18 protein-coding genes are annotated in these 22,581 nt (G+C 33.3%); 3 read left to right on the forward strand and 15 right to left on the reverse strand.

The window, feature by feature from the left end; genetic code table 11:
- The first annotated feature begins 50 nt into the window (after window positions 1-50).
- The 3 genes from hisS to ACP5SP_RS00125 are packed head-to-tail and all read left to right on the forward strand — an operon-like array spanning window position 51 to window position 3,601.
- Window positions 51-1,304 carry a histidine--tRNA ligase gene (gene hisS, locus ACP5SP_RS00115; RefSeq protein WP_428075789.1) on the forward strand — a complete coding sequence of 418 codons (1,254 nt, stop codon included), beginning with the start codon at window positions 51-53 and terminating at the stop codon, window positions 1,302-1,304.
- Window positions 1,297-3,045: an aspartate--tRNA ligase gene (gene aspS / locus ACP5SP_RS00120; protein WP_416084521.1), complete on the forward strand. Its 1,749-nt coding sequence runs from the start codon at window positions 1,297-1,299 to the stop codon at window positions 3,043-3,045. Before hisS ends, aspS begins: the two co-directional genes overlap by 8 nt.
- Window positions 3,038-3,601 (forward strand): hypothetical protein, encoded by a 564-nt coding sequence (locus ACP5SP_RS00125; RefSeq protein WP_416084520.1) that lies wholly within the window; start codon window positions 3,038-3,040, stop codon window positions 3,599-3,601. Before aspS ends, ACP5SP_RS00125 begins: the two co-directional genes overlap by 8 nt.
- Here the strand turns inward: ACP5SP_RS00125 and ACP5SP_RS00130 are convergent.
- The 15 genes from ACP5SP_RS00130 to lon all read right to left on the reverse strand — a co-directional run bounded on the left by ACP5SP_RS00130 (window position 3,585) and on the right by lon (window position 22,566).
- Entirely contained in the window at window positions 3,585-4,757 is a 1,173-nt protein-coding gene (locus ACP5SP_RS00130) for an ROK family protein (RefSeq protein WP_424606402.1), read from the reverse strand. The two genes, ACP5SP_RS00125 and ACP5SP_RS00130, sit on opposite strands and share 17 nt — an antisense overlap.
- Before the next feature lie 56 nt (window positions 4,758-4,813).
- Window positions 4,814-8,482 carry a glucodextranase DOMON-like domain-containing protein gene (locus ACP5SP_RS00135; protein ID WP_428075792.1) on the reverse strand — a complete coding sequence of 1,223 codons (3,669 nt, stop codon included), beginning with the start codon at window positions 8,480-8,482 and terminating at the stop codon, window positions 4,814-4,816.
- 86 nt (window positions 8,483-8,568) lie between these two features.
- Window positions 8,569-9,681 (reverse strand): tRNA guanosine(34) transglycosylase Tgt, encoded by a 1,113-nt coding sequence (gene tgt / locus ACP5SP_RS00140; protein ID WP_424586413.1) that lies wholly within the window; start codon window positions 9,679-9,681, stop codon window positions 8,569-8,571.
- 8 nt (window positions 9,682-9,689) lie between these two features.
- Window positions 9,690-10,715 carry a tRNA preQ1(34) S-adenosylmethionine ribosyltransferase-isomerase QueA gene (gene queA / locus ACP5SP_RS00145; protein ID WP_424586412.1) on the reverse strand — a complete coding sequence of 342 codons (1,026 nt, stop codon included), beginning with the start codon at window positions 10,713-10,715 and terminating at the stop codon, window positions 9,690-9,692.
- A gap of 1 nt (window position 10,716) precedes the next feature.
- Window positions 10,717-11,424, reverse strand: coding sequence for a hypothetical protein (locus ACP5SP_RS00150; RefSeq protein ID WP_428075795.1), 708 nt, complete (start codon window positions 11,422-11,424; stop codon window positions 10,717-10,719).
- 32 nt (window positions 11,425-11,456) lie between these two features.
- Entirely contained in the window at window positions 11,457-12,722 is a 1,266-nt protein-coding gene (gene hflX, locus ACP5SP_RS00155; RefSeq protein WP_428075797.1) for a GTPase HflX, read from the reverse strand.
- Window positions 12,709-13,059: a phage holin family protein gene (locus ACP5SP_RS00160; protein ID WP_424586410.1), complete on the reverse strand. Its 351-nt coding sequence runs from the start codon at window positions 13,057-13,059 to the stop codon at window positions 12,709-12,711. The genes hflX and ACP5SP_RS00160 overlap by 14 nt, the downstream gene beginning before the upstream one ends.
- Complete coding sequence (gene uvrC / locus ACP5SP_RS00165) at window positions 13,049-14,656, reverse strand: excinuclease ABC subunit UvrC (protein WP_424586409.1); 1,608 nt, start codon at window positions 14,654-14,656, stop codon at window positions 13,049-13,051. The genes ACP5SP_RS00160 and uvrC overlap by 11 nt, the downstream gene beginning before the upstream one ends.
- A 19-nt stretch (window positions 14,657-14,675) precedes the next feature.
- Window positions 14,676-16,223: a ribonuclease Y gene (gene rny / locus ACP5SP_RS00170; protein WP_428075799.1), complete on the reverse strand. Its 1,548-nt coding sequence runs from the start codon at window positions 16,221-16,223 to the stop codon at window positions 14,676-14,678.
- A 17-nt stretch (window positions 16,224-16,240) separates the two neighbouring features.
- On the reverse strand, window positions 16,241-16,669 hold the full coding sequence (locus tag ACP5SP_RS00175; protein WP_416084510.1) for a regulatory protein RecX: 429 nt from the start codon (window positions 16,667-16,669) through the stop codon (window positions 16,241-16,243).
- A complete protein-coding gene (gene recA, locus ACP5SP_RS00180) occupies window positions 16,632-17,648 on the reverse strand; it encodes a recombinase RecA (RefSeq protein ID WP_424586407.1) in 1,017 nt (338 codons plus the stop codon). Before recA ends, ACP5SP_RS00175 begins: the two co-directional genes overlap by 38 nt.
- A gap of 35 nt (window positions 17,649-17,683) precedes the next feature.
- Window positions 17,684-18,226, reverse strand: a complete 543-nt coding sequence (thpR, locus tag ACP5SP_RS00185) for an RNA 2',3'-cyclic phosphodiesterase (RefSeq protein WP_424586406.1) — start codon at window positions 18,224-18,226, stop codon at window positions 17,684-17,686.
- Complete coding sequence (gene rimO, locus ACP5SP_RS00190) at window positions 18,223-19,512, reverse strand: 30S ribosomal protein S12 methylthiotransferase RimO (RefSeq protein WP_428075801.1); 1,290 nt, start codon at window positions 19,510-19,512, stop codon at window positions 18,223-18,225. Before rimO ends, thpR begins: the two co-directional genes overlap by 4 nt.
- Window positions 19,509-20,261, reverse strand: coding sequence for a helix-turn-helix domain-containing protein (locus tag ACP5SP_RS00195; protein WP_428075803.1), 753 nt, complete (start codon window positions 20,259-20,261; stop codon window positions 19,509-19,511). The genes rimO and ACP5SP_RS00195 overlap by 4 nt, the downstream gene beginning before the upstream one ends.
- Window positions 20,227-22,566: an endopeptidase La gene (lon, locus tag ACP5SP_RS00200; RefSeq protein WP_416084505.1), complete on the reverse strand. Its 2,340-nt coding sequence runs from the start codon at window positions 22,564-22,566 to the stop codon at window positions 20,227-20,229. The genes ACP5SP_RS00195 and lon overlap by 35 nt, the downstream gene beginning before the upstream one ends.
- Window positions 22,567-22,581: the final 15 nt, after the last annotated feature.

Consider the following 22,581-nt stretch of genomic DNA (forward strand, 5'->3'; position numbering starts at 1 on the left):
ACTTGATTTTTAAACAAAATTTTGTAAAATTCACTATATAGGAGATGGAAATGGAAATTAAAACAGTAAAAGGTTTCAAAGACATATTAGGATTAGATGCGCTGTTGTTTAATGAAATCCAAAGAGTAGGATATGATATAGCAAATTCTTTTGGCTATAAACTTATAGTTCTTCCAACGGTTGAGTATGCAGAACTGTTTGATAGATCTGTTGGAAATACAACAGACATTGTTGAAAAAGAAATGTTCACTTTTGAAGACAAAGGTGGCAGGACATTATCATTGCGTCCCGAAATGACAGCATCTGTTGCGAGGAGTTTTATTGAACATCATATGGAAACAAACCCATTGCCTCTTAAATTTTTCTATTTTGGTCAATGCTTCAGATATGAAAATCCTCAAAAAGGCCGATATAGAGAGTTTTATCAACTTGGAGTCGAGGTTCTGGGTGATATCTCTCCACTGCTTGATATAGAAGTGATTCAAATTGCACTTAAGATAATTGAACAGTTCAATATAAAAAACCTCAAAGTTAAAATTAATAGTATTGGCTGTAGAGTCTGCAGACCAAAATACAAAGAAGCGCTTACCGAGGCTTTAAAACCTCATTATGATGAGCTTTGTCCAGATTGCAAAAGAAGGCTTTATACAAACCCTTTAAGAGTTCTTGATTGCAAAAAAGAAGAAGACTCCCTTAAAGAAATTCTTCCAAGAATAACCAATTACCTTTGCGATGAATGTAGGAAGCACTTTGAAGAAGTCCAGAGATTACTTACTGAACTTAAGATTCCATTTGAAGTAGATAATACACTTGTAAGAGGCCTTGATTACTATACCAAAACGGTTTTTGAAGTTATTTCAGAAGATCTTGGTGCACAAAACGCACTTCTTGGGGGAGGTAGATACGACTATCTCGTTGAGGATCTTGGCGGAAGAAAAACTCCTGGTGTCGGTTTTGCAATGGGTGTCGAAAGGTTTATTGAGATTCTTAAAGGAAATAAATTTAAAACACCTGAGAAGAAAAAATTATACATTACTTACGACAAAAAATTTGGTAGTAATGCATTTGAAATAAGAAATTCTTTAATCCCAGACTTTGTTGTTGAAATTGACCCGAAAGGAGACTCACTAAAAAAACAAATTGAAAGAGCAAGTAAAAGAGGATCAGATTTCATTCTAATTATGGGCGAGAACGAGGTCTTAGAAAATAGCATAAGTATTAAAGATTTAAAAAGTGGTAATCAAATAAAGATAAAAATTGACGAACTAAAAGAATCGTTAAAGGAGTTGTTAAAAGATGCTTAAAAGAACAATAGGTGCAGGAAATGTAAACGAAAGTATAGTTGGAAACGTTGTTGTAGTAAATGGATGGTTGCACAGAAAAAGAAATCTTGGTGGAATATTGTTTTTAGATATAAGAGATCGATCAGGTATCGTTCAGGTGGTCGTTAATCCTAATGATATCTCAAAGGAAAAATTTGAAAGTATTGAATCTCTTAAGGTTGAGTCAGTTTTAGGTATCAAAGGAATTGTAAAGAAAAGAGAAGCGCCTAATCCCAAATTGAAAACTGGGATGGTTGAAATACAACTAAAAGATTTTGAAGTATTTTCAAAAGCAGAAGATCTCCCATTTAATCCATTTTCACCACAGGATGTTGATGAAATTGTTCGTTTAAAATACAGATATTTAGATTTAAGACGTGAAGAAATGAGAAAAATTTTTGAGCTTAGAGCGCAAATAACTCAGAGTGTAAGAAATTATCTTTCATCCAAAGGCTTTATTGAAGTTGAAACACCATACCTTACAAAAAGTACTCCTGAAGGTGCAAGAGACTTTTTGGTTCCTTCACGACTCAATAAAGGAAAATTTTACGCACTACCCCAGTCACCACAACTTTTTAAACAAATTCTTATGATAAGTGGTTTTGAAAAATATTTTCAAATTGCAAGATGCTTTAGAGATGAGGATCTAAGACTTGATAGACAACCAGAATTTACCCAAATTGACATGGAAATGTCGTTTGTTGAGCAAGATGATATAATTGAACTTGTAGAAGATATGTATAAAAATCTCTTTAAAGAAGTGTTGGGTATAGAAATCTCTACACCATTTCCAAGAATTGACTATAAGGACGCAATAAGATTTTATGGTTCAGACAAACCTGATACACGATTCGAAATGAAAATAATTAATTTTACAGACACTTTCAAAGATACCAAAATAAAAGTCTTTGAAAACAACGGTTCAAAACTAATTTTAGGTCTCACAATAGATGATGCTAATAATATATCAAGAAGCGAAGTTGATAGATTGAAAGATTCAGTTAAACAATTTGGTGTAAATGGTTTTGTAGATTTTAAAATACAAGGAGGAGAGATTACCTCGCAATTTGCAAAATTTTTAAATGAAAATGAAAGGAAAGAAATTCTAAATTACGCAAAAGATAATTCACTTATTACCATTTTTGTTGTCGACAAAAAGGATGGTTTTGAAAAAGTTGGAAGAATTAGATTATTCTTTGGAGAAAAATTCAACAAAATAGATAAGGATAAATTCAATTTCCTCTGGGTTGTAAATTTTCCATTTTTCTCATATAGCGAAGAAGAGGGTAGATATGTTGCAGAACATCACCCATTCACAATGCCAAATCCTTTAGATCTTGATAAGTTAGAAACTGACAAAGAAAACGTTAGAGCAATTGCATATGACCTTGTCCTTAATGGAAATGAACTTGGAGGAGGAAGTATAAGAATCCATGATCCTGAGCTACAAAAAAGAGTATTTAAGGCAATTGGCTTAAGCGAGGAAGAAATTGAAACAAGATTTGGATTTTTAGTAAGGGCTTTTAGTTTAGGAGCACCGCCTCATGGTGGTATTGCCTTTGGCCTTGATAGACTTGTTTGGATCCTCAGTAAAGCAAATAGCCTTCGTGATGTAATAGCATTTCCTAAAACAACATCTGGTACATGTCCTTTAACAGATGCTCCAAGCGAAGTAGATATAAAACAACTCGATGAATTAGGTATAGACTTAAAAGATGGATAGAATGCCAAAAGAGTATAAGATTGCCGTATATATACTCTTCATAAGTCTTATTTATTTTATGTTTTTTTCTATAAATCTTTTCTTTAGGTTTAAGGTTGTAGAAAGCAGCTTGAGTAAAACTGTCATTATATTGTCTTTAACCGTGCTTTTAATTTATTTAATTCCTTCAATTCTTCTCCTATTAAGAAAAGAAATTTCAAGGAAAATATTGATAGTAATAACAACTTTAAACATGGCATTCGACATTTTCATAATTGAATTAATGCTTAATTTCAAATCTTTTGCCTTTTTTCTAACAAATAAATATAAAATCCGCGCCTTTACTCCTTATATTGTTCTTGGAATTGCAAGACTTACCCCAGAAAAAATAATCTCTATACTTTTAATTCAAATTCCATGGCTTATATATCTTAATTATCTTCTTCTGCATAAAGAAACTAAAGAATTTTTGATTTCAAAAGAATATCCACCTGTCAACACTCAAAGTTATACATTAGGTGTGATTACTTTGCTTTTTTTAAGCATTGCAATTGTGAGCATTATTTTTGGGCTATAAATTCATAGGGATGTTCTAAAAATTCATTTAAAACTACAGACATCGCTCCTATGAGTCCTGTATTTTCCTTTAATGCCGATGACACAACTTCAATGTTTTCCCCAAAACCATAAAACGAACGTTTCTTTAATGTGTCCTTAATCTGTGGAATAATATAATCAGAAATCTTTACAACAGGTCCAGCAATGATAATTCTTTGAGGTGCAAGAATATCTGCAACACTTACAAGCACATTCCCTAACATCCTGCTTCTTTCTTGTATTATGTTAAGCACAAGTTTATCTTTCTTTTTAAGGAGCTCATAGAGTTTATCCAAAGTAAGATTTTCTACTCTAATTTGTTTCTGGACTGCTTTTAGTATTGCGTTTACACTTGCATAAAGTTCAATACAGCCTTTATTCCCGCAATCACATTCAATTCCAAAATCCATATCAACTGATATATGGCCAATTTCTCCCGATACACCAAAATTTCCGTTATAAAGTTTCCTATTTAAAACGATCCCACCACCAATTCCAAAACCAATATGAACAAGTAAGAAGTCGTTAACATTACGCCCATATCCAAAAAACATTTCAGCAAGTGCTTCAGCGTTGGCATCATTCATAACGAAAACAGGCCTATCAATCACTCTTGCTATTTCACCGACTGAGAAATTTGAAAGATTTTTAAGATTTGGAATTCTGATTATTTTTCCTCCTTCTGGATCAACTCGTCCTGGTGCAGAAATTCCTATTGCAAAAATTTTACTTAACTTATCTTCAAATTCCTTAAAATATTGGAGGATTAGATCGAAAAGTTCTTTATTTGAGATATCTGTGGATGTGTCAACAGTTTCAACATGGTAAATTTTCCCATCCAAATCAATCATTGCAAACTTAACTTGTGTATAGGACATTTCAACTGCAAAAACTTTAAATTTGTTCCCATTAAATTTAAGATAATACGGTTTTCTTCCAACTTTGTTTGATTCTCCAGGAGTTTCAGAAACCACACCTTGATTTAAAAGAAAACTTATGATTCTTGAAACAGTTGGCGGTGTTAGATCGGTTTTTCGTACAACAGATATTCTTGAAATACCTGGGTTGTCTTTAACTAATTTTAGAACTGTCGAGGTATTTTCCTCTTTTAGATCCCTCTGATTTTTACCTTTCAATATTTTGCCTCCTTTAAAACTTACAAGAGTGAAGGAGAACCTCCTTCACTCTAAATCTATGGGAGGTAGTAGAGATTTGCAGTTTTATTTACACTGTCTATATTATACTTAAATTTGAAAGCGTATGCAAGTGCTTTAACGGGGAATTTCAACTCTCCATTCTCTACATAACTCCTCACGTCTGGTTCTTCTGGAACTAATGGAATTGCATAACCATTCAGAAGAGCCTTATTTTGACCTATCCAGTGCTCATATTTATTATCCATAAACACAAGGGTTAATTTTTTCCCATCAAAATTGTAACTAATGCCAAGAGAGTTGCAAAGGTCTTCTATTGAAGTGGTTACATCTTTTAATTTATCTATATACTCTGTTCTAATATTCCCGTTCTTAAATTGGAATTTTTCGCCATTTCTTAAAAGATAATTCATATTGAAAGGAAGTTCAATTTCTAATTTATATTTTGTGTAAAAGTAAAACTCAAATGTAGAAGTTGTGGAATTTTTGCCTATGCCATCTCCATCAAAACTCAAAATCTCCTTAAAATCTGCTTTATATGCATTTGGCACATTATTTGCCAAAACAAAAATTATCTTTATATTTTCAACACCACCTGACTTAATGCTACCATTAAACGTAATTTCCTTGTAATCTTTGCTACTCTTAAAGGAACTTGCGATGACTTTTTTAACTTGAACAAAATCGGGAATATATAATGAAAGTTCATTGCCTTCAAGATCTTTTTGATCCCCTTTTCCAACATTTTTGACTTCTATATCAAGTGAAAATTCAGAATTTGGAGGAGTAACGTTACCTATATTTAATTTATAAGAAGAAATAAGATTCGGAACTTCTTTGGCTTTTTCGAGTGGAAGCATTGGAATTATAGCAAGTTTTTTATTATTAATGTCATAAGAGGTAAGAAATTCTTTTTGAGTTTTATCTTTTGGTGTAAAAATATCAATTACCTTTGGAAGCACTCCTGCATTCAATGCATTAGGATCTGCCCCACCCAAGGTCCATTCGGTTGCCGTTAGAGTAATTGCTCTAAAATATCCTGCTCCATATCCATCCTGGCTTCCAGAAATAACACAAACATAAGGCTTATAATTAGGATTTATAGGTAAATATTTTTTAGGCATAATAACAGTTATTGTGTTTTTTTCATTATCAACAGAAAGCCCAAGTTCGCCCTGTATCACTTCTCCTTTAGCATTTTGTATATAGTTGCCATAGGACCAACCTGCGATTCTAATTGCAACATCCCAAGGATGATTTTCGTCAATCATTACATTAGGACCATTCACATCTATAGGTTCGGTTCTGCCCCCATCTTCCAAGTCAAAATAAGTTTCAATAATTTGGAATGAAAAACCATTTGGACCATTCCATGGGTTATCTCCAATAGAACCCATTTCATAGACGAGAATATAGTTATCGTTTGCATCATACATCTTAAACGATATTAAATCAAATAAGTGCCCTTTATTTTGAAATACCTCATTAAGAGGATATGTATATGTTCCAGGTCCATTATCATCATTCGCTTGATCGTAAAGTTCGCCAATAAGAACTCCACCTATTTTTACTGGGAATTTTAATTTTATAGGAAGAGTCTCCGCTTTTACATTTCCATTTTTTATACTTACAACGACAACATACATTTTGCTTAAATTTAGGTCATTTAAGTCGATAGAATATAGCTTTTTTTCACCATATATTTCAAAATCAACAGGCATACCTATACTTGCATTTGTATAGGGAAAATTATTTATAAGAAAAGAGGTTGGTTTTATTTGTTCACTTAAAAATGCATTTAAGGACTTCCCATTGTATACAGCAACAATGTAGTTATTTGAGTTGAGCTCTAAGTTAAGGACATTATTTTTTTGATCGTAAATCATATTGCCTATTTTTACGTTTGCAAGGTTATTTATTGAAACTGGCTCAGTGTCTTTCAAAGATAATTCTGTAGATATATATGGCTCTCCATCTGGAAAATAATTTCCAAAAAGATAGTCTGGAATTGGATAGTTGAGTTTCTTATAGATTTCACCTAAGTACAATTTATAAAGTCTATCAAACGCGGGGTCATTTCCTGAATTTTGATCGCTTCCATACCACCAGAACCAATCTGATCCTTCGGCAATCATTAAGTCTCTTTTAACTTGATTTCGTACATCAAAACTCAGGGAATTTTCTTTTTCTTTGAACTTTTTGTATGCATCGAGGAGCCACATCCATGCTATATTTTCTTGTGGTTCGCCTATCCATGTATCCAGTGTCGGATTTATCCAACTTGACTCACCAAAATAACCATCATATTCTCTCTTAGGGAGATTAGAGTATGAGTTTACATTAGAGACGTCTTTATTTGCAAGGTCAAGTGACGTTACTTTGTGAAGAGAAATTTCATGTCCTTTAAATTTAGAAAGATATTCAGATGGAGTTACTACTTTTATAATCCCTTTATTCTCAAGTGCAGAAAGTTTAGAGTAAAAAGCTTTTAAAAAATCGTTTCCATCATTTTCGTAGTATTCCCAAGCATTTTCGCCATCAAGAGCAATCGTATAAACAAGATCGCCTGTAGAGTTAAGTTTTTGCAAATTTGTAAGCGTTGTTTCTACATCAGAGACCGCTTCTTCTACAGATTTTCCCGAATATCTAAAACCAATTCCATCTGATAAATATTTATCTCTGAAAAATACAGTTACTCCATTAATTGTATATGGAAGATGCGCTTTTACAGGATCATTTTTGTCTATACCAAGTTGGGGCAGGTTCTCAATGTCTGAAATAGTCCATTTTAAACCAACATTATTAAATATTCGCAAAACTTCGTCATTCAGAGCGCATTCTGAAGCCCATATACCAGATGGTGTTGATCCAAAGGTTTCTTTAAAAAGTTTATTAGAGGCACTCAACTGATCTTTAAGCTCGTTAGCTAAACCAAAATCCAAAAGAAGTGGTGAAATGGGGTGAGAAAATGGCGTAGTTACAAGCTCAATTAACTTTTCATCCATCAATTTTTTGTATTCAGGTAAAATCATTGACATTATTTCCATCTGTTTTTTCAAAACAAGATTTCTTTCATTAATAGTAAAGTTTTCTTTCTTAAAGGCTTTATCAAAAAGTTGCGAAAGTTCTGGATCATTCTTAATATAGTCTGTATCAAGCCAAAAGAGATTAAACAGAGTTTGAAGATTCAGATAATCTTGACTTGTAAAAGAATTAACTAATTTTTCTTTATCTTCTACTGAATATTTCCTAAAAATTTCCTGTCTTTTATTAAGCAAATCGGTGTAAAGCGGAACCTTTTTTACAATATGATCCCAATTGATATCAAAGAAACCACCGGGAATCGATAGCATAAAAAACTTTTGATCAACGGTAAGTTTGTTCGGATCAACCTGTGAAACAATTTGATATTTATCTACTTTACCATTTAGATAGTCTTTTATTTGGTCAATCAAGCTTCCTGATAAATCATAAGTTATATGGATATCCTTATATTGAGAGGAAAGGAAAGGCATCCTATAATAATCCTTTGCACCATGTAGTCTTACCCAAGGAAGGATATACGTATTTGATTCCGGATCTTTATAAAAAGGCTGGTGGTTGTGAAAAACGATAATAACGTTGAGCGGTTTTACTTTTGGGACACATCCTGCAAAAAAAGGAAGGATTATCGAAAATAATACTACAGTCACCAATATTTTTTTCATACCTAACTCCTTTATTATTTACAATTTATAATAAATTATACAGAAAATCCGGTAATTTCAAATTCAAATTAGACACTCCTAAAGTTTCAATCTTTATACTTGCTTTTGAATTCTTGATAAAAATCTTTAAAATATCCTTCTTTTATTGATTTTCTAATTTCCTTTATTAACCAATTCATGAAATACAAATTATGAATAGTTGCAAGACGACCTGCAAGATGCTCCTTTGCTTTAAAAAGATGGTTTAAATATGCCTTTGTATAGTGCTTACATGTATAACATCCGCAACTTTCCTCAATAGGTGTAAAGTCTTCTTTGTAAATTGATTTTGTTATTTTTATTGTACCTGTTTTTGTAAAAAGGCTCCGATTCCTTGCAATTCTTGTAGGCAAAACGCAATCAAACATATCAACACCAAGTCGCACATACTCAAGAATGCTTATTGGATCTCCAACCCCCATAAAATATCTCGGCTTATCATTAGGTAAAAGAGAGACTGTATAGTCCACCATTTCCGCCGTAAGTTCTTTCTCTTCACCAATACTCAGACCACCGAGGGTAACCCCAGGAAAACCAAGATCCAAAATCCTTTCGACTGCTTCCTTTCTTAGGTCTTTATAAAATCCTCCCTGAATCACTCCAAAAAGAATCTGATCTTCTCTTTTGTGTACATTTAAACTTCTTTTTGCCCATTCAATTGTTATATCAAGTTCTCTTTTTGTTTCTGAGTGTGGACTTGGATAAGTTCCACATATATCAAGTGGAATTGCAATATCTGAACCAATCTTCTCTTGTGTTTCAATAACAAGTTCAGGTGTAAAAAAATGTTTAGATCCATCAATAAAAGATTTGAATTCTATACCTTCGGATGTAATTTTTCTTAAATCTTTTAACGATAGTACCTGAAATCCACCACTATCTGTAAGAACGGCACCGTCCCAGTCCATGAATTTATGAATGCCTCCAGCTTTTTCAATTGTTGAGGCACCAGGCTGTAAATACAAATGGTATGTATTTGCAAGAATAATCTTAAAGCCAATTTCTCTAATCTCATCTGATGTAAGAGTCTTAACAGTTGCTTGAGTCCCAACAGGCATAAAAACGGGAGTTTCAATGATACCGTGCGGTGTTTCAAACTGAGTAATGCGAGCTCTTGACCAATTATCCTCTGATAAAATTCTAAATTGAATATCAAACATCTTCTACCTCACAAAATTAGCATTGCGTCTCCAAAACTGTAGAATCTATATCTTTCTTTCACTGCAATATTATAAGCCTTTAAAATTAACTCTGTTGAAGCAAAAGCACCAACCAAAGCAAGAAGCGTCGTCTTTGGAAAATGGAAATTTGTAACCAATGCATCTACTATCTTAAAAGGATAACCAGGTTTAATAAAAAGGCGAGTTGAACCTGAGTAAGGCTTTAAAATATGATTTCTCGTTGAAGCTGTTTCAAGCACTCTTACTACCGTTGTGCCCACAGCAACTATTCTTCCACCAATTGCTCTTGCATCATTAATAACTTTTGCAGCTTCTTCTGAGATAAAAAATTCCTCTTCATGCATTTTGTGCTTATTTAGATCATCTTCTTTTATTGGCTTAAATGTCCCAAGACCAACATGCAAAGTAATGTATGTAATACAAACTCCCATTTCTTCAATTTGTTTTAAGAGTTCTTTAGTAAAATGAAGTCCTGCTGTAGGAGATGCAACAGAACCTAAAAGACTTGCATAGACTGTTTGGTATTCCTCCAAGTTTACTTTTGCCTTTATGTAAGGAGGAAGAGGAACTTCACCATATTTTAAAATCTCCTCCATTGGTAATGCACTTTCAAAATCAATTATGTTTTCACCAAATTCACCTTTAGAAATCACTTTAACAACAATTTCAGGATCCTTACTAACTATTATTTCATCTCCAACATGAACTCTATCGTTTGGTGATGTTAAAGCAAGCCATTGTTTATTAGAAAGATATTTAAGAAGGAAAATTTCTCTTTTGCCACCCGTTTTTCTATTTGTTCCCAAAAACCTTGCCTTCAAGACTTTACTATTGTTCAAAACAAGGCAGTCTCCTTTTTTTAAATATTCAACAATGTTATAAAATTTTCTATGTTCAATTTCACCTGTATCTCTGTGAACAACCATAAGGCGAGCATGATCCCTCGGATAAATTGGATGCTGTGCAATAAGCTCTTTGTCAAGATAGTAATCAAGAAAATCCAGATTTCCCATATCACTTAAAATTTGAAATTACGGACACTAAGTAATTCGAAAGAAATTGAAAGTAATGTTCTGAAATATAATAGGTTCTAGAACTTATAAGCATTTTAAAAAAATCATTATTCGAAACATTAAGATATAAAAATACAAATCCTAAAAGATGAATTAAAACAGCAATTATCGTAAATGATAGAGCAGTTCGTAAAACTCCACCAAGTATTACATCGATCCACTTCAAAAACGGACTAACTCTAAATACTTTTCTGACTATCAATGCAAATGCTTTTACAACTAAGATTACAACTATAAATATTACAACATAGGAAATTGCATTTAAAAGAAACTGGGCAAAGCGAAAAGTAATAAAGTCTTTTACAGTCCAAGAAGGATTAATACCATTTGTAATTATGAAATTTTCGAGCACTTTAGGAAGACGCATATCTACGATTGTTTTAGATACATTCTCAATAGTAGCACCAGCGTTCGAAAGACCATTAGGCACATTCACCAAAGGAGCAATTTTATCTGCAATAACTTTATCAAGATGAAAATTATTAGAAAGAAGAAAAGATAATTTAGGTGCAAGTGAATTTGACAAGATAAACGCCAAGGCAAATCCAATTATATCAAAAATCAAAAGAATTGCTCCTTTGTTTATCCCTATAAAAAACTCGGTTAACAAAAAAACAAATACAAAAAGATCTATATAATTTGTGTTCATACAAGGTAATTTTACCAATTTTTATATATTTTTCAAGGAGTCTTTTGAGGAACAAAATATTTTTTAAATTTTGCTAAATTTGAATAGTAGCCTTCAACATATAAGATTATACTCTCTTCTGTATCTTTTCGAGATAGTACATTTGCTGAACTGTAAATTTCATCAAGCAGATGAACATCTTTATAAGGCAAAATAATTTTTACTTTAACAATTAGCTCTTTAAGCATACTTACAATTTTTTCTTTTAGTTTATCAATGCCTAAACCTTCCTTTGCAGAAATAAAAATTGCATCCTTGTATATCGATTGAAGATAGTCAAGAGATTCTATATCACTTTTATCGATCTTATTAAAAACGGTTATGATAGGAATATCTTCTACCCCTAATTCTTTAAGTGTTTTAAGGACGATTTCCATTTTTTCTCTAAAAAGCGGATCTGTTATATCTATAAGATGTATGATTATCCAGGAATCAAGAATTTCTTCCAAAGTCGAACGAAACGCATAAATTAACTGTGGTGGCAAATCCCTTATAAAACCAATGGTATCAACGAAGATGGCAGAAATATTTTGCTTTATTTCGCCTAGACGTGAAAGGCTGTCAAGAGTCGCAAAAAGTTTATCTTCAACATAGGCTTCACTTTTTGTAAGTGCATTTAAAAGTGTCGATTTTCCAGCATTTGTATAACCAACTATCGAAATTATTGGAATATTACTTTTTGTTCTTCGCTTTCTCATCTCAAACCTATGTTTTTTTATTTCTTCAAGCTTTTTCTCAAGAATCTGGATTCTTTTTGCAATATAACGTCTTTTTAATTCAGTTCTTCTTTCACCAGGACCTTTCAAACCAATTTCAGAACCAGTTTGTTGGTCCATATCTACTTCTTCATGAACAATTTCAGGAAGACGCATTTTTAGTTGCGAAAGTTCAACTTGAAGTTTTGCTTCTGTGGTTCTTGCTCGCATAGAAAATATCATAAGAATAAGATGTGGTCGATCGATAACTGGTACTCTAATCTCTCTTGAAAGATTCCTCAACTGCAAAAATGTTAAAGTATTATCAATAAAAACGATTTTAGCTTCTGTAAGTTCTACAAGTTTTTTTATCTCCTCTATTTTTCCAGTGCCGAGGAAAGTAGAGTATCGAGGTTCTCGCAAAGAATATGTGGTTTCAGCAACTATCTCGTAGGAAAGCGTTTCTACAAGGAGTCTAAATTCCTCAAGATATTCTTCTCTTAGTTCTTTATTTTCCTTGTCTATGATATGTACAAGAATTGCGTTTCTTTCAGTCTTTTCCAAAAAGAACCCCTTTCAAAATCACTGAAATTACAGACAAAAGAAGAGAAGCAAAAACCGCATCCCAAAAAGAATAAACATGGAAACCTGGAACGATGAGAGATACAATTTTAAGCATTAGTCCATTTATAATAAAGGTAAAGAGACCTAAAGTAAGAAATATTAAAGGAAGCGATAAAAACATAAAGAATGGTCTTATAATAGAGTTTACGATACCGAAAATAAGACTTGCAGTAAGAATACTCAGAGTATTATCAAACCAAATACCAGGAATAATCAAACTTACAAGATAAAGTGCAACAGCGTTCACAATAAAGCTAACCAAAAATTTATTCTTCACTTTCTTCCTCCTTTATGCTTTTAGAATGCAATTCTTTAAAATATGCTCTTGCAAATCTGTGAGATTCATCTCTTATTTGCTGTAATAACTTTAAGACAGGAGAATCTCTATCAAGTTTTAACGGTTCGTTGCTTTTCTCGGTAAAGATTAACTCTTCTTTTTTTGCAAGCGATATAAAATCAACATCAAGATTGAGAATTTCTTTAACTTTTTTCCCAACTTCAAGCTGACCTAAGCCCCCGTCAATAAGAACAAGATTAGGAAAAGACTTTGAAAAATTAGGATTTACGTGAGTAAATCTTCTTAAGAGCACCTCATAAAGCATAGCATAGTCATTCGGTCCTTCTATAAATTTTATTTTAAATCTCCGATATTCGTCCTTATCTTTTTTTCCAGAAGTAAAAACAACCATTGATCCAACGGCAAATTTCCCTTGCACATTTGAAATATCATAACCTTCAATCCTTACAGGAATATGGCTCAAGCCAAGTGTTTCCTTCATTTGTAGCAAAATCGTTGGGGTATTATTTTCTCTTCTCTTGAGATAATTTTCAAGATGAAGCTTTGCATTATCCTTTGCAAGTTCTAAAACTTTCTTTGGCACAGTCCCCCGAACCCTTAAAATTTGGACTTTATGTCCCGTTTTTTCTGTTAAAAATTTTTCAAGTGAATGCCTACTTTCTATAGAACAATCAACGTAAATTTTATCAGATGTCGCATGCTGAGGGTAGGAAATTAAGAACTGTTCAATAAGGGTGGCCTTGTCTTCCAGAGATTCTAAAATGAATGGATAAAGGCTTACAACTCTTCCATTTCTTATTGTTACTTTTACCAAACAACTCTTATCCTTATCAATTTCACCTGTAATAAGATCAAAATTGATATTCTCCTCAGTTATAACACGCTGCGAGGAAAAAATTGCATTTAAACCATTAATGGCGTCACGATATATAATTGCTCGCTCAAACTGTAATTCCCTTTTCGCTTTTTCCATCTCATTTGCAAGGGTATTAATAATCGATCTATCCTCACTTCTCAAAAACTTTTTAAGATTTTCAACCGTTTTAAGATAGTCAGCTTTAGTTACAAGATGAGCACAGGGGGCAGAACAAAGACCAATTTGGTAAAGCATGCAGGGTTGATATTTCTTATCTTCACTAATTTTCAAATTACACGAACGAATTGGAAAGATCTTGCGCAAAGTCTTAATAGTAGTCTCCACTGCCTTCCCATGGGGAAATGGTCCAAAATAGCTTCCTTTTTCGCCTCTAACTCTATATACTTTTTGAATTTTTGGATATTCCTCATCTGTTATTTTAATGTAAGGATAATTCTCATCATCAACAAGTCTTACATTAAAAGGTGGCTTAAATTTCTTAATGAGATTATTTTCAAGAAGTAATGCCTCATCAGGATTATTAGTTACTATAAATTCAATTGTTTTTACCCTCGATAAAATTGCCTCACCTTTTATATCCTTTGGATTTTTATAAGAACTTAGCCTCTTTTTAAGAGATTTTGCTTTACCTACGTAAATTACTTTATTTGTTTGATCCTTTAAAATATAAACCCCGGATGAGTCTGGCAAGAATTCCAACTCCTCCGGGAATTTGAGACTATTTTGCATACTCTACATAGCGAATTTCTCTCACAACAGTTACCTTAATAATACCAGGATACACTAAAGACTCTTCAATTGTTCTTGCTACATCCTTTGCAATTTTTTGAGAAGTTTCTTCATCAACCTCTTCAGGGTTTACAAGTATTCTTACCTCACGTCCTGCCTGAACAACGAATGCCTTCTTAACACCATGAACAGAACTTGCAATTCTTTCTAACTCTTCCATCCTCTTTATGTAATTTTCAAGATCCTCTCTCCTTGCACCTGGTCTTGTTGCTGAAAGTGTGTCAGCAACCTGAACTATAACATCAAGGGCAGTTTCTTGTTTTATATCTCCATGGTGTGATTGAACTGCATGGATAACTGCTTCATTCTCTCCAAACTTTCTTAAAAGTTCACCACCGGTAAGTGCATGAGGCCCTTCATACTCCTGCGAAATAACTTTTCCTATATCATGCAGAAATCCTGCTCTTTTTGCGAGTATAACATTCTCTCCAATTTCTTGTGCTATAATTCCTGCAATTGTTGCAACTTCAAGTGAATGCTTAAGAAGATTTTGACCATAACTTGTTCTATATTTCATTTCCCCTATAATCTTTTTCAATTCATTTGGAAAACCATAAAGTGAGATGCTCATTAAAGCATCTTCTGCATCCTTTATAAGACTCTCTTCGAATTGCACTTCTGCCTCACTCACAAACTCTTCAATTCTTGCAGGATGGATTCTTCCGTCTATTATTAATTTCTCAAGAGCTCTTCGGGCAATTTCTCTTCTGATAGGATCAAAACAAGACAGTGTTACTGCTTCCGGCGTATCATCAATTAGTAAATCAACACCTGTTAAAGTTTCAAAAGTCCTAATATTTCTCCCTTCACGGCCAATTATTCTTCCTTTTAATTCGTCAGAGGGGAGTGGTACTACAGATACAGTAGTTTCTGCAACATAATCAATTGCGCAACTTTCCATTGCCTGTGAAAGTATGACTTTTGCTTTTTCTTTTGCAGTTGCCCTTATTTCTTCTTCAGCCTCAGCAATTTTCCTTGCTATGTCCTTTTTTAAACCTTCTTCAACTTCTCTAAGTATTATCTGTCTTGCTTCTTCTCGTGTTAAAGAAGCAATTTTAAATAGTTCTGTCTCAAGACTTTTAGATTTTTCTTCAATTTGTTTATTTAAAGCTATAAGATCTTCTTCTTTCTTTAAAAGATCTTTTTCTTTCTTATCAAGAAATTGAGCACGTCTATCAACAATCTCTTCTTTCTTTAATAGCCTGTTTTCAATTTCCTGGAGTTCCTTCTGCCTTTCTTTGTACTTACTTTCCAACTCCTGTATTTTCTTCTCTAACTCTTCCTTAGATCTAATTTTTAATTCTCTTTCCTGAACTTCCAATTTTTTTTCATTTTCTTCTTGCTTCTTTTTTAAATATTCATCTACTGAACCTATTTTAGATTTATAAATGTATCCCTGAATCACCCATCCTACAAGTGCACCAATAGCAAACATAAGTATAGTAACAAGGACATATAAAAAGTACGGAACTGACATTAACCTCACCTCCTCTATTATTTTTCGGCGAGGACTTCTTGAACGATATGAGGCCTAAAACCCTTTTGAATTAAATATGCATATAATTTTTCTTTTGGCTTTTTATCTAAGAAATATCTCGCATTATCTCTTTCTAATTCGGCTGTGTATGCATTGGTCAAAATATCTTGAAAATTTTTTAATCCACGTTTTTCAAGTTCCATTTTTATTTTTAAAAAACCATACTTCTTTTTTATATACTTATCTATAAGCCTCAAAGCATATCGTTCATCTGAAAGAAGTCCTCTTTCCTTTAATTTATCTATAATTTCATCAACGCCGCTATCAAAATACATACTAAGTTTTTCTCTCAATTCATACTCTGAATAATCTTTCCTTGAAAGTAAATTTAATGCATAATTCAAAATACTATTGGGCTTCTTCTTTCTTTGCAAAAAGTTTTTCATCGAGTTCTTTTTTTATCTTGCTAAGTAATTCCTCATTCGACTGTAATACTTTTATTGCGTTGTCTCTTCCTTGCCCTAATTTAATATCACCATAGGAGAAGAAAGAGCCGCTTTTCTTGATAATTCCGTTATCCACAGCTACATCAAACAAGTCTCCAAGCCTTGAAATTCCTTCACCAAATATTAGATCTACAACTGCTTCTTTGTAAGGTGGTGCAACTTTATTTTTTACAACTTTTATTCTAATCCTATTGCCACGATCTGCTCCATCACCAGAAATCGATTCAACACGTCTTACATCAAGTCTAACGGAAGCATAAAATTTAAGTGCACGCCCTCCTGGAGTCACCTCTGGGTTACCAAAAACAACACCTATTTTCTCACGCAACTGGTTTATAAAAATCATGCATGTTTTTGATTTGTTAATTGTTCCTGCAAGTTTTCGTAAAGCTTGGGACATTAGCCTTGCTTGGACTCCCATAAAGGAGTCGCCCATGTCTCCTTCTAATTCTGCTTTAGGGACTAAGGCAGCAACTGAATCAAGCACCACAATATCTACAGCACCAGATCTTACAAATATATCAATAATATCGAGTGCTTGTTCTGCATAATCTGGTTGAGAAACTATAAGATCGTCAATATTTACGCCAAGACTTTTCGCATATTCTGGCGAAAAGGCATGCTCTACATCTACAAATAGAGCTTTTCCGCCCATACGCTGAGCATTTGCAATTGCCTCAAGCGCAAGGGTTGTTTTTCCGCTTCCCTCTGGTCCAAAAATTTCAATGATACGACCTCTTGGAAATCCTCCTACTCCTAAGGCAAGATCAAGCGAATAGATACCAGTAGGAATTGCTTCTATAATTAAATTTGCCTTTTTATCGCCAAGCCGCATTACTGAACCTTTTCCATATTCCTTTTCAACTTGCATCATCGCAAGTTTAAGAGCTTGTTCCTTGTCGTTTTCATTATTTGCCATACGCGTCAACCTCTCTTTTTTATTTATTATACTGATTAATTGTGAAAATTAAAAGTTTCAATTTCCTTATAAATAGGCCCAGTATTCATCAGTATACTTTCATAAACTGTAAGTCCGAAAGCATTTACGATAAAACCAAAATCTCCAAACTTATATTCGTCCAGGTTTACATAGCTTGTCCTGCATCTTCCAAAGGTAATATGAGGGACATAAGATTCTTCGCGCTTAAAATGATACCTCTCAAAATCCTTGTCAAGTCTTCTCATTATACTTTCAATATTCTTATCAACGTCAACTATTGAAAAAAATAAAACTCTTGCAAAGTCTCTTTTTGGAAAACCAGAGATACCCTTAATTTCAAACGAAAAAGGTTTGCTAAATTTTGAAGTTTCTTCAGTAATTTTAAATACTTCTTTTAGAAACGACTCTTCTATTTCTCCAAGAAACTTTGTTGTAACATGTAGGTTATTCTTTGAAACCCACTTTATATCACCTTTAATTTCCTTTTTGATATCTTCCAAAATTTTAAAAAGTCTCTCTTCATAGGATGTTGTTTTTAGAGCAATAAATACTCTCATTTTATTACCTCAACCAACCATTCATAAGGATTAACCTGTCTAACAATCCCCCTGTAAATTCCACCTTGTTTTAGTTTTCCCTTTACTATCACAACATTGTCAATATCGGGAGCATCATAAATAGAGCGCCCATAAGAATTTTTAGAAGTAGAATCATAATAATCAACGATAAAAGATATCTCTTTACCAACAAATGACTTACTTCTCTTAATAGCAAGTTTATCTTTCAGTTCATTTAATCTTTCAAATCTCTCTTGTTTAATTTCTTCCTCGACTTGTTTCATATTGTAACTTATTGTACCATATTCATTCGAGTATTTAAAAATGCCAATATGGTCAATCTCATATTTTTCAATAAATTTCTCAAGTTCCTTGAAATCATCTTCTGTTTCTGTTGGAAAACCTACAATCACAGAAGTTCTAAAAGCTATGTGAGATGATTTCATACTTTCAACAATTTGTTCAAGGTCTTTTTTAGAGTACATACGCAACATTGCTCTAAGCATCCTATCTGATGCATGCTGAATTGGCATATCAATGTATGGCACAACTTTTTTTGATCTTTTAATGTAGTCAATTACTTTATGCATATAAGGGGAAGGATATGTGTAAAGAAGTCTTATCCATGATACTCCATCTATTTTTTCTAATTCCTCCAAAAGATCAACCAATTTAACTTGTTTATACAAATCAATACCATATTGTGTTGTATCTTGTGCAATCAAAACAAGTTCCTTGACACCATTTTTAGAGAGGGCTTCTGCTTCATGAACAAGAAAATCTATATCAAAACTATGTGTATCACCCTTTATTTTTGGTATAAGGCAAAAGGCACAACGATGAGAACATCCATCAGCAATCTTTAGATAACTGTAATGCGATAAAGTAACCTGAAGTCGGGGCAAATCTGCGTATTCAGGGGTCTTATCAACATAAACTCCACCATTTTCTATCGCCAATAATACATCTTTGAGATTATTCGTTCCAACAAAACCATCAACAAAAGGAAATTTCTTTTTAAGATTTCCAACATCTAATGATGGATAACAGCCAATAACAATCAATTTTTCAATTTTCCCTTTTTCCTTCTTTTCTATAAATTCCTTTATTACTTCTTCACTTTCTTCTCTTGATTCCTTAAGAAATGCGCATGTATTAATCAAAACGATATCTGCATTATCAGTACCAAATGTAATTGAATACTTGGAGGAAACTTCACCAAGTACCCTTTCAGAATCAACAAGATTTTTAGGACAGCCTAAACTAATTAAAGAAACTCTTTTCATGGAATTTTTATCTTTTCTACTCCATTTGGAGTGTATTTATATTCAACAACAGTTTCACTACTACTTACAATTCCAAGATCTTTGCCATTATAGATAACACTAACAACTTTTGCATTTCCAAACCGAATTTGTATATAATTGTTTGCATGCAGTTCCAAAGTCTCATTTGCATTTATAAATCTTTGCGTATATTTTCCATCCACAGTAATGCCAAGCCAACACCTTCCATTGCCTTTTAGTGTAATGCTCACAGGATAGACAAGGTTTTCTGTTTGAGAAGTGGTTGGTGTTGAAGGAGCTTTTTGTACTGGAGAATTAGTTTGTGGAGGAGACTCAGTTTTTTGGGGTAAAGTTTCAGTTTGAGTGATATTTTCTTTCGGAGCAAATGAAGATCCACTGTTTTTACTTTTTTGCACAATAGCCAGAGCAATTCCAATAATAATTAACAAAACGATTACTAATACAATTAATCCAATATTCTTATTTTTTGTTTTATAAACGATTTCCTTTTTTTTAAAAAGCTCCTTGTACTCGCTTAAAAGAGGTTGAGAATCAATTCCTAAAAAGTCCGCATATTTCTTAATATACGAAAGAATAAAACCATCAAATTCAGAACCAAAGTCGTCATTTTCAATTTTTTCAAGATAATATTCTCTTATAAGGGTCTCCTTAGAGATGTCCTCAAGTGCTAAATTTCTTTTTTCACGTTCTTCTCTAAGTATCTTCCCTATGCTCATTTTCCAGTGCAATATTCAGTGCTTCCTCAACATTATCTATAAAGTAAAATTTTATGTTGGATCGAACTTTTTCGGGAATATCCTCAACATCAATTTCATTTGCTTTAGGCAAAATTATTGTTCTAATATTTGCTCTGTATGCCCCAAGTACTTTTTCCTTTATCCCGCCTACCGGCAACACTCTACCTCTAAGGGTAATTTCGCCAGTCATTGCAACATCTTTATTAACTGGGACTCCTTTCAAAACAGAAACAAGTGCAACAAACATTGTAATTCCCGCAGATGGGCCTTCTTTAGGCACAGCTCCTTCAGGTACGTGGATATGTATATCATACTTATCATAAAAATCTGGTTGAATACCAAGTTTTTCTGCATTAGCCCTAATGTAACTCAATGCGGCTTGAGCAGATTCTTTCATCACATCACCAAGTTGTCCTGTAAGGATTAAACTTCCCTTTCCTGACATTTTTGTTGCTTCAATATAAACGATATCGCCTCCTGCAAGTGTCACAACCATACCACAAGCAACACCCACAAGGCTTTTCTTTTCTTGTAACTCCCTTGAAAACTCTGGTTTACCAAGGTACTTACGCAAGTTTTCTTCCGTAATTCTTCTCCTGATTTTTCCTTTTTCAGCTTTTTCTTTTGCAACTTTTCTTATTATCTTTGTGATAGTTCTTTCCAAATTTCGCAGGCCTGCTTCCCTTGTATATTCATTTATAATTTTAAGAATTGCTTTCTCAGAAATTACTAAGTCCTGAGGTTCAAGACCATGTGCTTCAAGTTGCTTTGGGATAATAAACTTCTTTGCAATTTGAAGTTTTTCTTCATCAATATAGCCAGGCAATGTCAAAACTTCCATTCTATCAAGAAGCGCTGGAGGTATAGTATCAACTACATTTGCAGTTGTTATAAAAAGCACCTCTGATAGATCAAATGGTAATTCAATATAGTGATCAGAAAAGGCATTATTTTGTTCTGGATCCAATGCCTCAAGAAGTGCTGCAGTTGGATCCCCTCTAAAATCAGCCCCAACTTTATCAATCTCGTCTAAAAGGAAAACTGGGTTTTTCACTCCTGCTTGCTTTATTCCTTGAATAATTCTTCCTGGTAATGCACCAACATAGGTTCTTCTATGTCCCCTTATCTCTGCTTCATCTCTGATACCACCAAGAGAAACTCTTACAAATTTTCTTCCAAGTGCTTCAGCAATAGATTTTCCAAGGGAGGTTTTTCCAACACCTGGTGGACCAACAAAACAGAGAATTGGGCCTTTTACATCGCTTTTTAGTTTCTTGACTGCAATTAATTCAAGAATTCTCTCTTTCACATCTTTTAAGTCATAGTGATTTTTATCAAGAATTTCCTGTGCCTTTTTTATGTCAATTGTATCTGTTGTTGCTTTATCCCATGGAAGTGCAAGAAGCCAATCTATATAATTTTGAATCACACCACTCTCAGGACTCATTGGTGGTATCTTTTTGAGCTTTTCAAGTTCTTCGTTAATCTTATCCACTACATATTTGGGAAGCTTTCTTCCCTTCATCTTATTCTTTATCTCGGATATAGTTCCTGCTCCTTCTCCTTCTTCGCCAAGTTCTCGTTCAATTTCCTTTAGTTTTTCCCTTAAAAAGTATTCTTTTTGGCTTTTTTCAATTCTATTTCGTACCTCTTCGTCAATTTTTCTTGATATTTCAAGAATTGTATTTTCCCTTTCAAGAACTTCATGTAGATAGTTTAACTGTTCCTTTACATCTGTCATTTCAAGGATTTTTTGCTTTTCTTCAACAGGTATAAAGAGGTTTGACACTACTACCATTATAAGCCTATCTGGAGAATCAACATTTGTCAAACTGAGAATTGCATCCTGAGGAACCTTTTTATTAAGTTCTGAATAAAGAGCGAATTTATCGGAAACAAGCCTCATCAAAGCTTCTGTTTCTGTAGACGATTCAAAAGTGCTTTTTAGGGGCTCAACATAGACATGCCAAACTGTTGGAGATAAGTCGAATTGGGTTATCTTTACTCTTTCAATTCCTTCAACTATTATCCTGTATGTGCCATCAGGAAGTCTTAAGACCTGAATAATTTCACATCCAACACCAACATCGTATACATCCTTAGGTTCAGGTTCTTCAATAAGTCCATTTTTCTGTGTTGAGACAACAATTAACTTATCGGTTGCAAGTGCTTCTTCTATTGCATTTATTGATTTTGGACGGCCAACTATAAGTGGCACGACCATCCCTGGAAATATCACTATTCCTCTTAGTGGAAAATATGGTGCATAATTTTTTTTCCAATTTCTTTCATTCATAAGTTTACCTCCACT

Source organism: Caldisericum sp. (assembly GCF_049967455.1).
GTDB classification, from domain to species: domain Bacteria; phylum Caldisericota; class Caldisericia; order Caldisericales; family Caldisericaceae; genus Caldisericum; species Caldisericum exile_A.

What these genes read in the sequence shown, in the direction of transcription:
- lon (WP_416084505.1), bottom strand. Translation starts at nt 22,566, where the DNA reads ATGAATGAAAGAAATTGGAAAAAAAATTATGCACCATATTTTCCACTA.
- rny (WP_428075799.1), bottom strand. Translation starts at nt 16,223, where the DNA reads ATGTCAGTTCCGTACTTTTTATATGTCCTTGTTACTATACTTATGTTT.
- ACP5SP_RS00150 (WP_428075795.1), bottom strand. Translation starts at nt 11,424, where the DNA reads ATGAACACAAATTATATAGATCTTTTTGTATTTGTTTTTTTGTTAACC.
- ACP5SP_RS00175 (WP_416084510.1), bottom strand. Translation starts at nt 16,669, where the DNA reads ATGAAAAACTTTTTGCAAAGAAAGAAGAAGCCCAATAGTATTTTGAAT.
- thpR (WP_424586406.1), bottom strand. Translation starts at nt 18,226, where the DNA reads ATGAGAGTATTTATTGCTCTAAAAACAACATCCTATGAAGAGAGACTT.
- rimO (WP_428075801.1), bottom strand. Translation starts at nt 19,512, where the DNA reads ATGAAAAGAGTTTCTTTAATTAGTTTAGGCTGTCCTAAAAATCTTGTT.
- hisS (WP_428075789.1), top strand. Translation starts at nt 51, where the DNA reads ATGGAAATTAAAACAGTAAAAGGTTTCAAAGACATATTAGGATTAGAT.
- queA (WP_424586412.1), bottom strand. Translation starts at nt 10,715, where the DNA reads ATGGGAAATCTGGATTTTCTTGATTACTATCTTGACAAAGAGCTTATT.
- tgt (WP_424586413.1), bottom strand. Translation starts at nt 9,681, where the DNA reads ATGTTTGATATTCAATTTAGAATTTTATCAGAGGATAATTGGTCAAGA.
- ACP5SP_RS00135 (WP_428075792.1), bottom strand. Translation starts at nt 8,482, where the DNA reads ATGAAAAAAATATTGGTGACTGTAGTATTATTTTCGATAATCCTTCCT.
- ACP5SP_RS00125 (WP_416084520.1), top strand. Translation starts at nt 3,038, where the DNA reads ATGGATAGAATGCCAAAAGAGTATAAGATTGCCGTATATATACTCTTC.
- recA (WP_424586407.1), bottom strand. Translation starts at nt 17,648, where the DNA reads ATGGCAAATAATGAAAACGACAAGGAACAAGCTCTTAAACTTGCGATG.
- aspS (WP_416084521.1), top strand. Translation starts at nt 1,297, where the DNA reads ATGCTTAAAAGAACAATAGGTGCAGGAAATGTAAACGAAAGTATAGTT.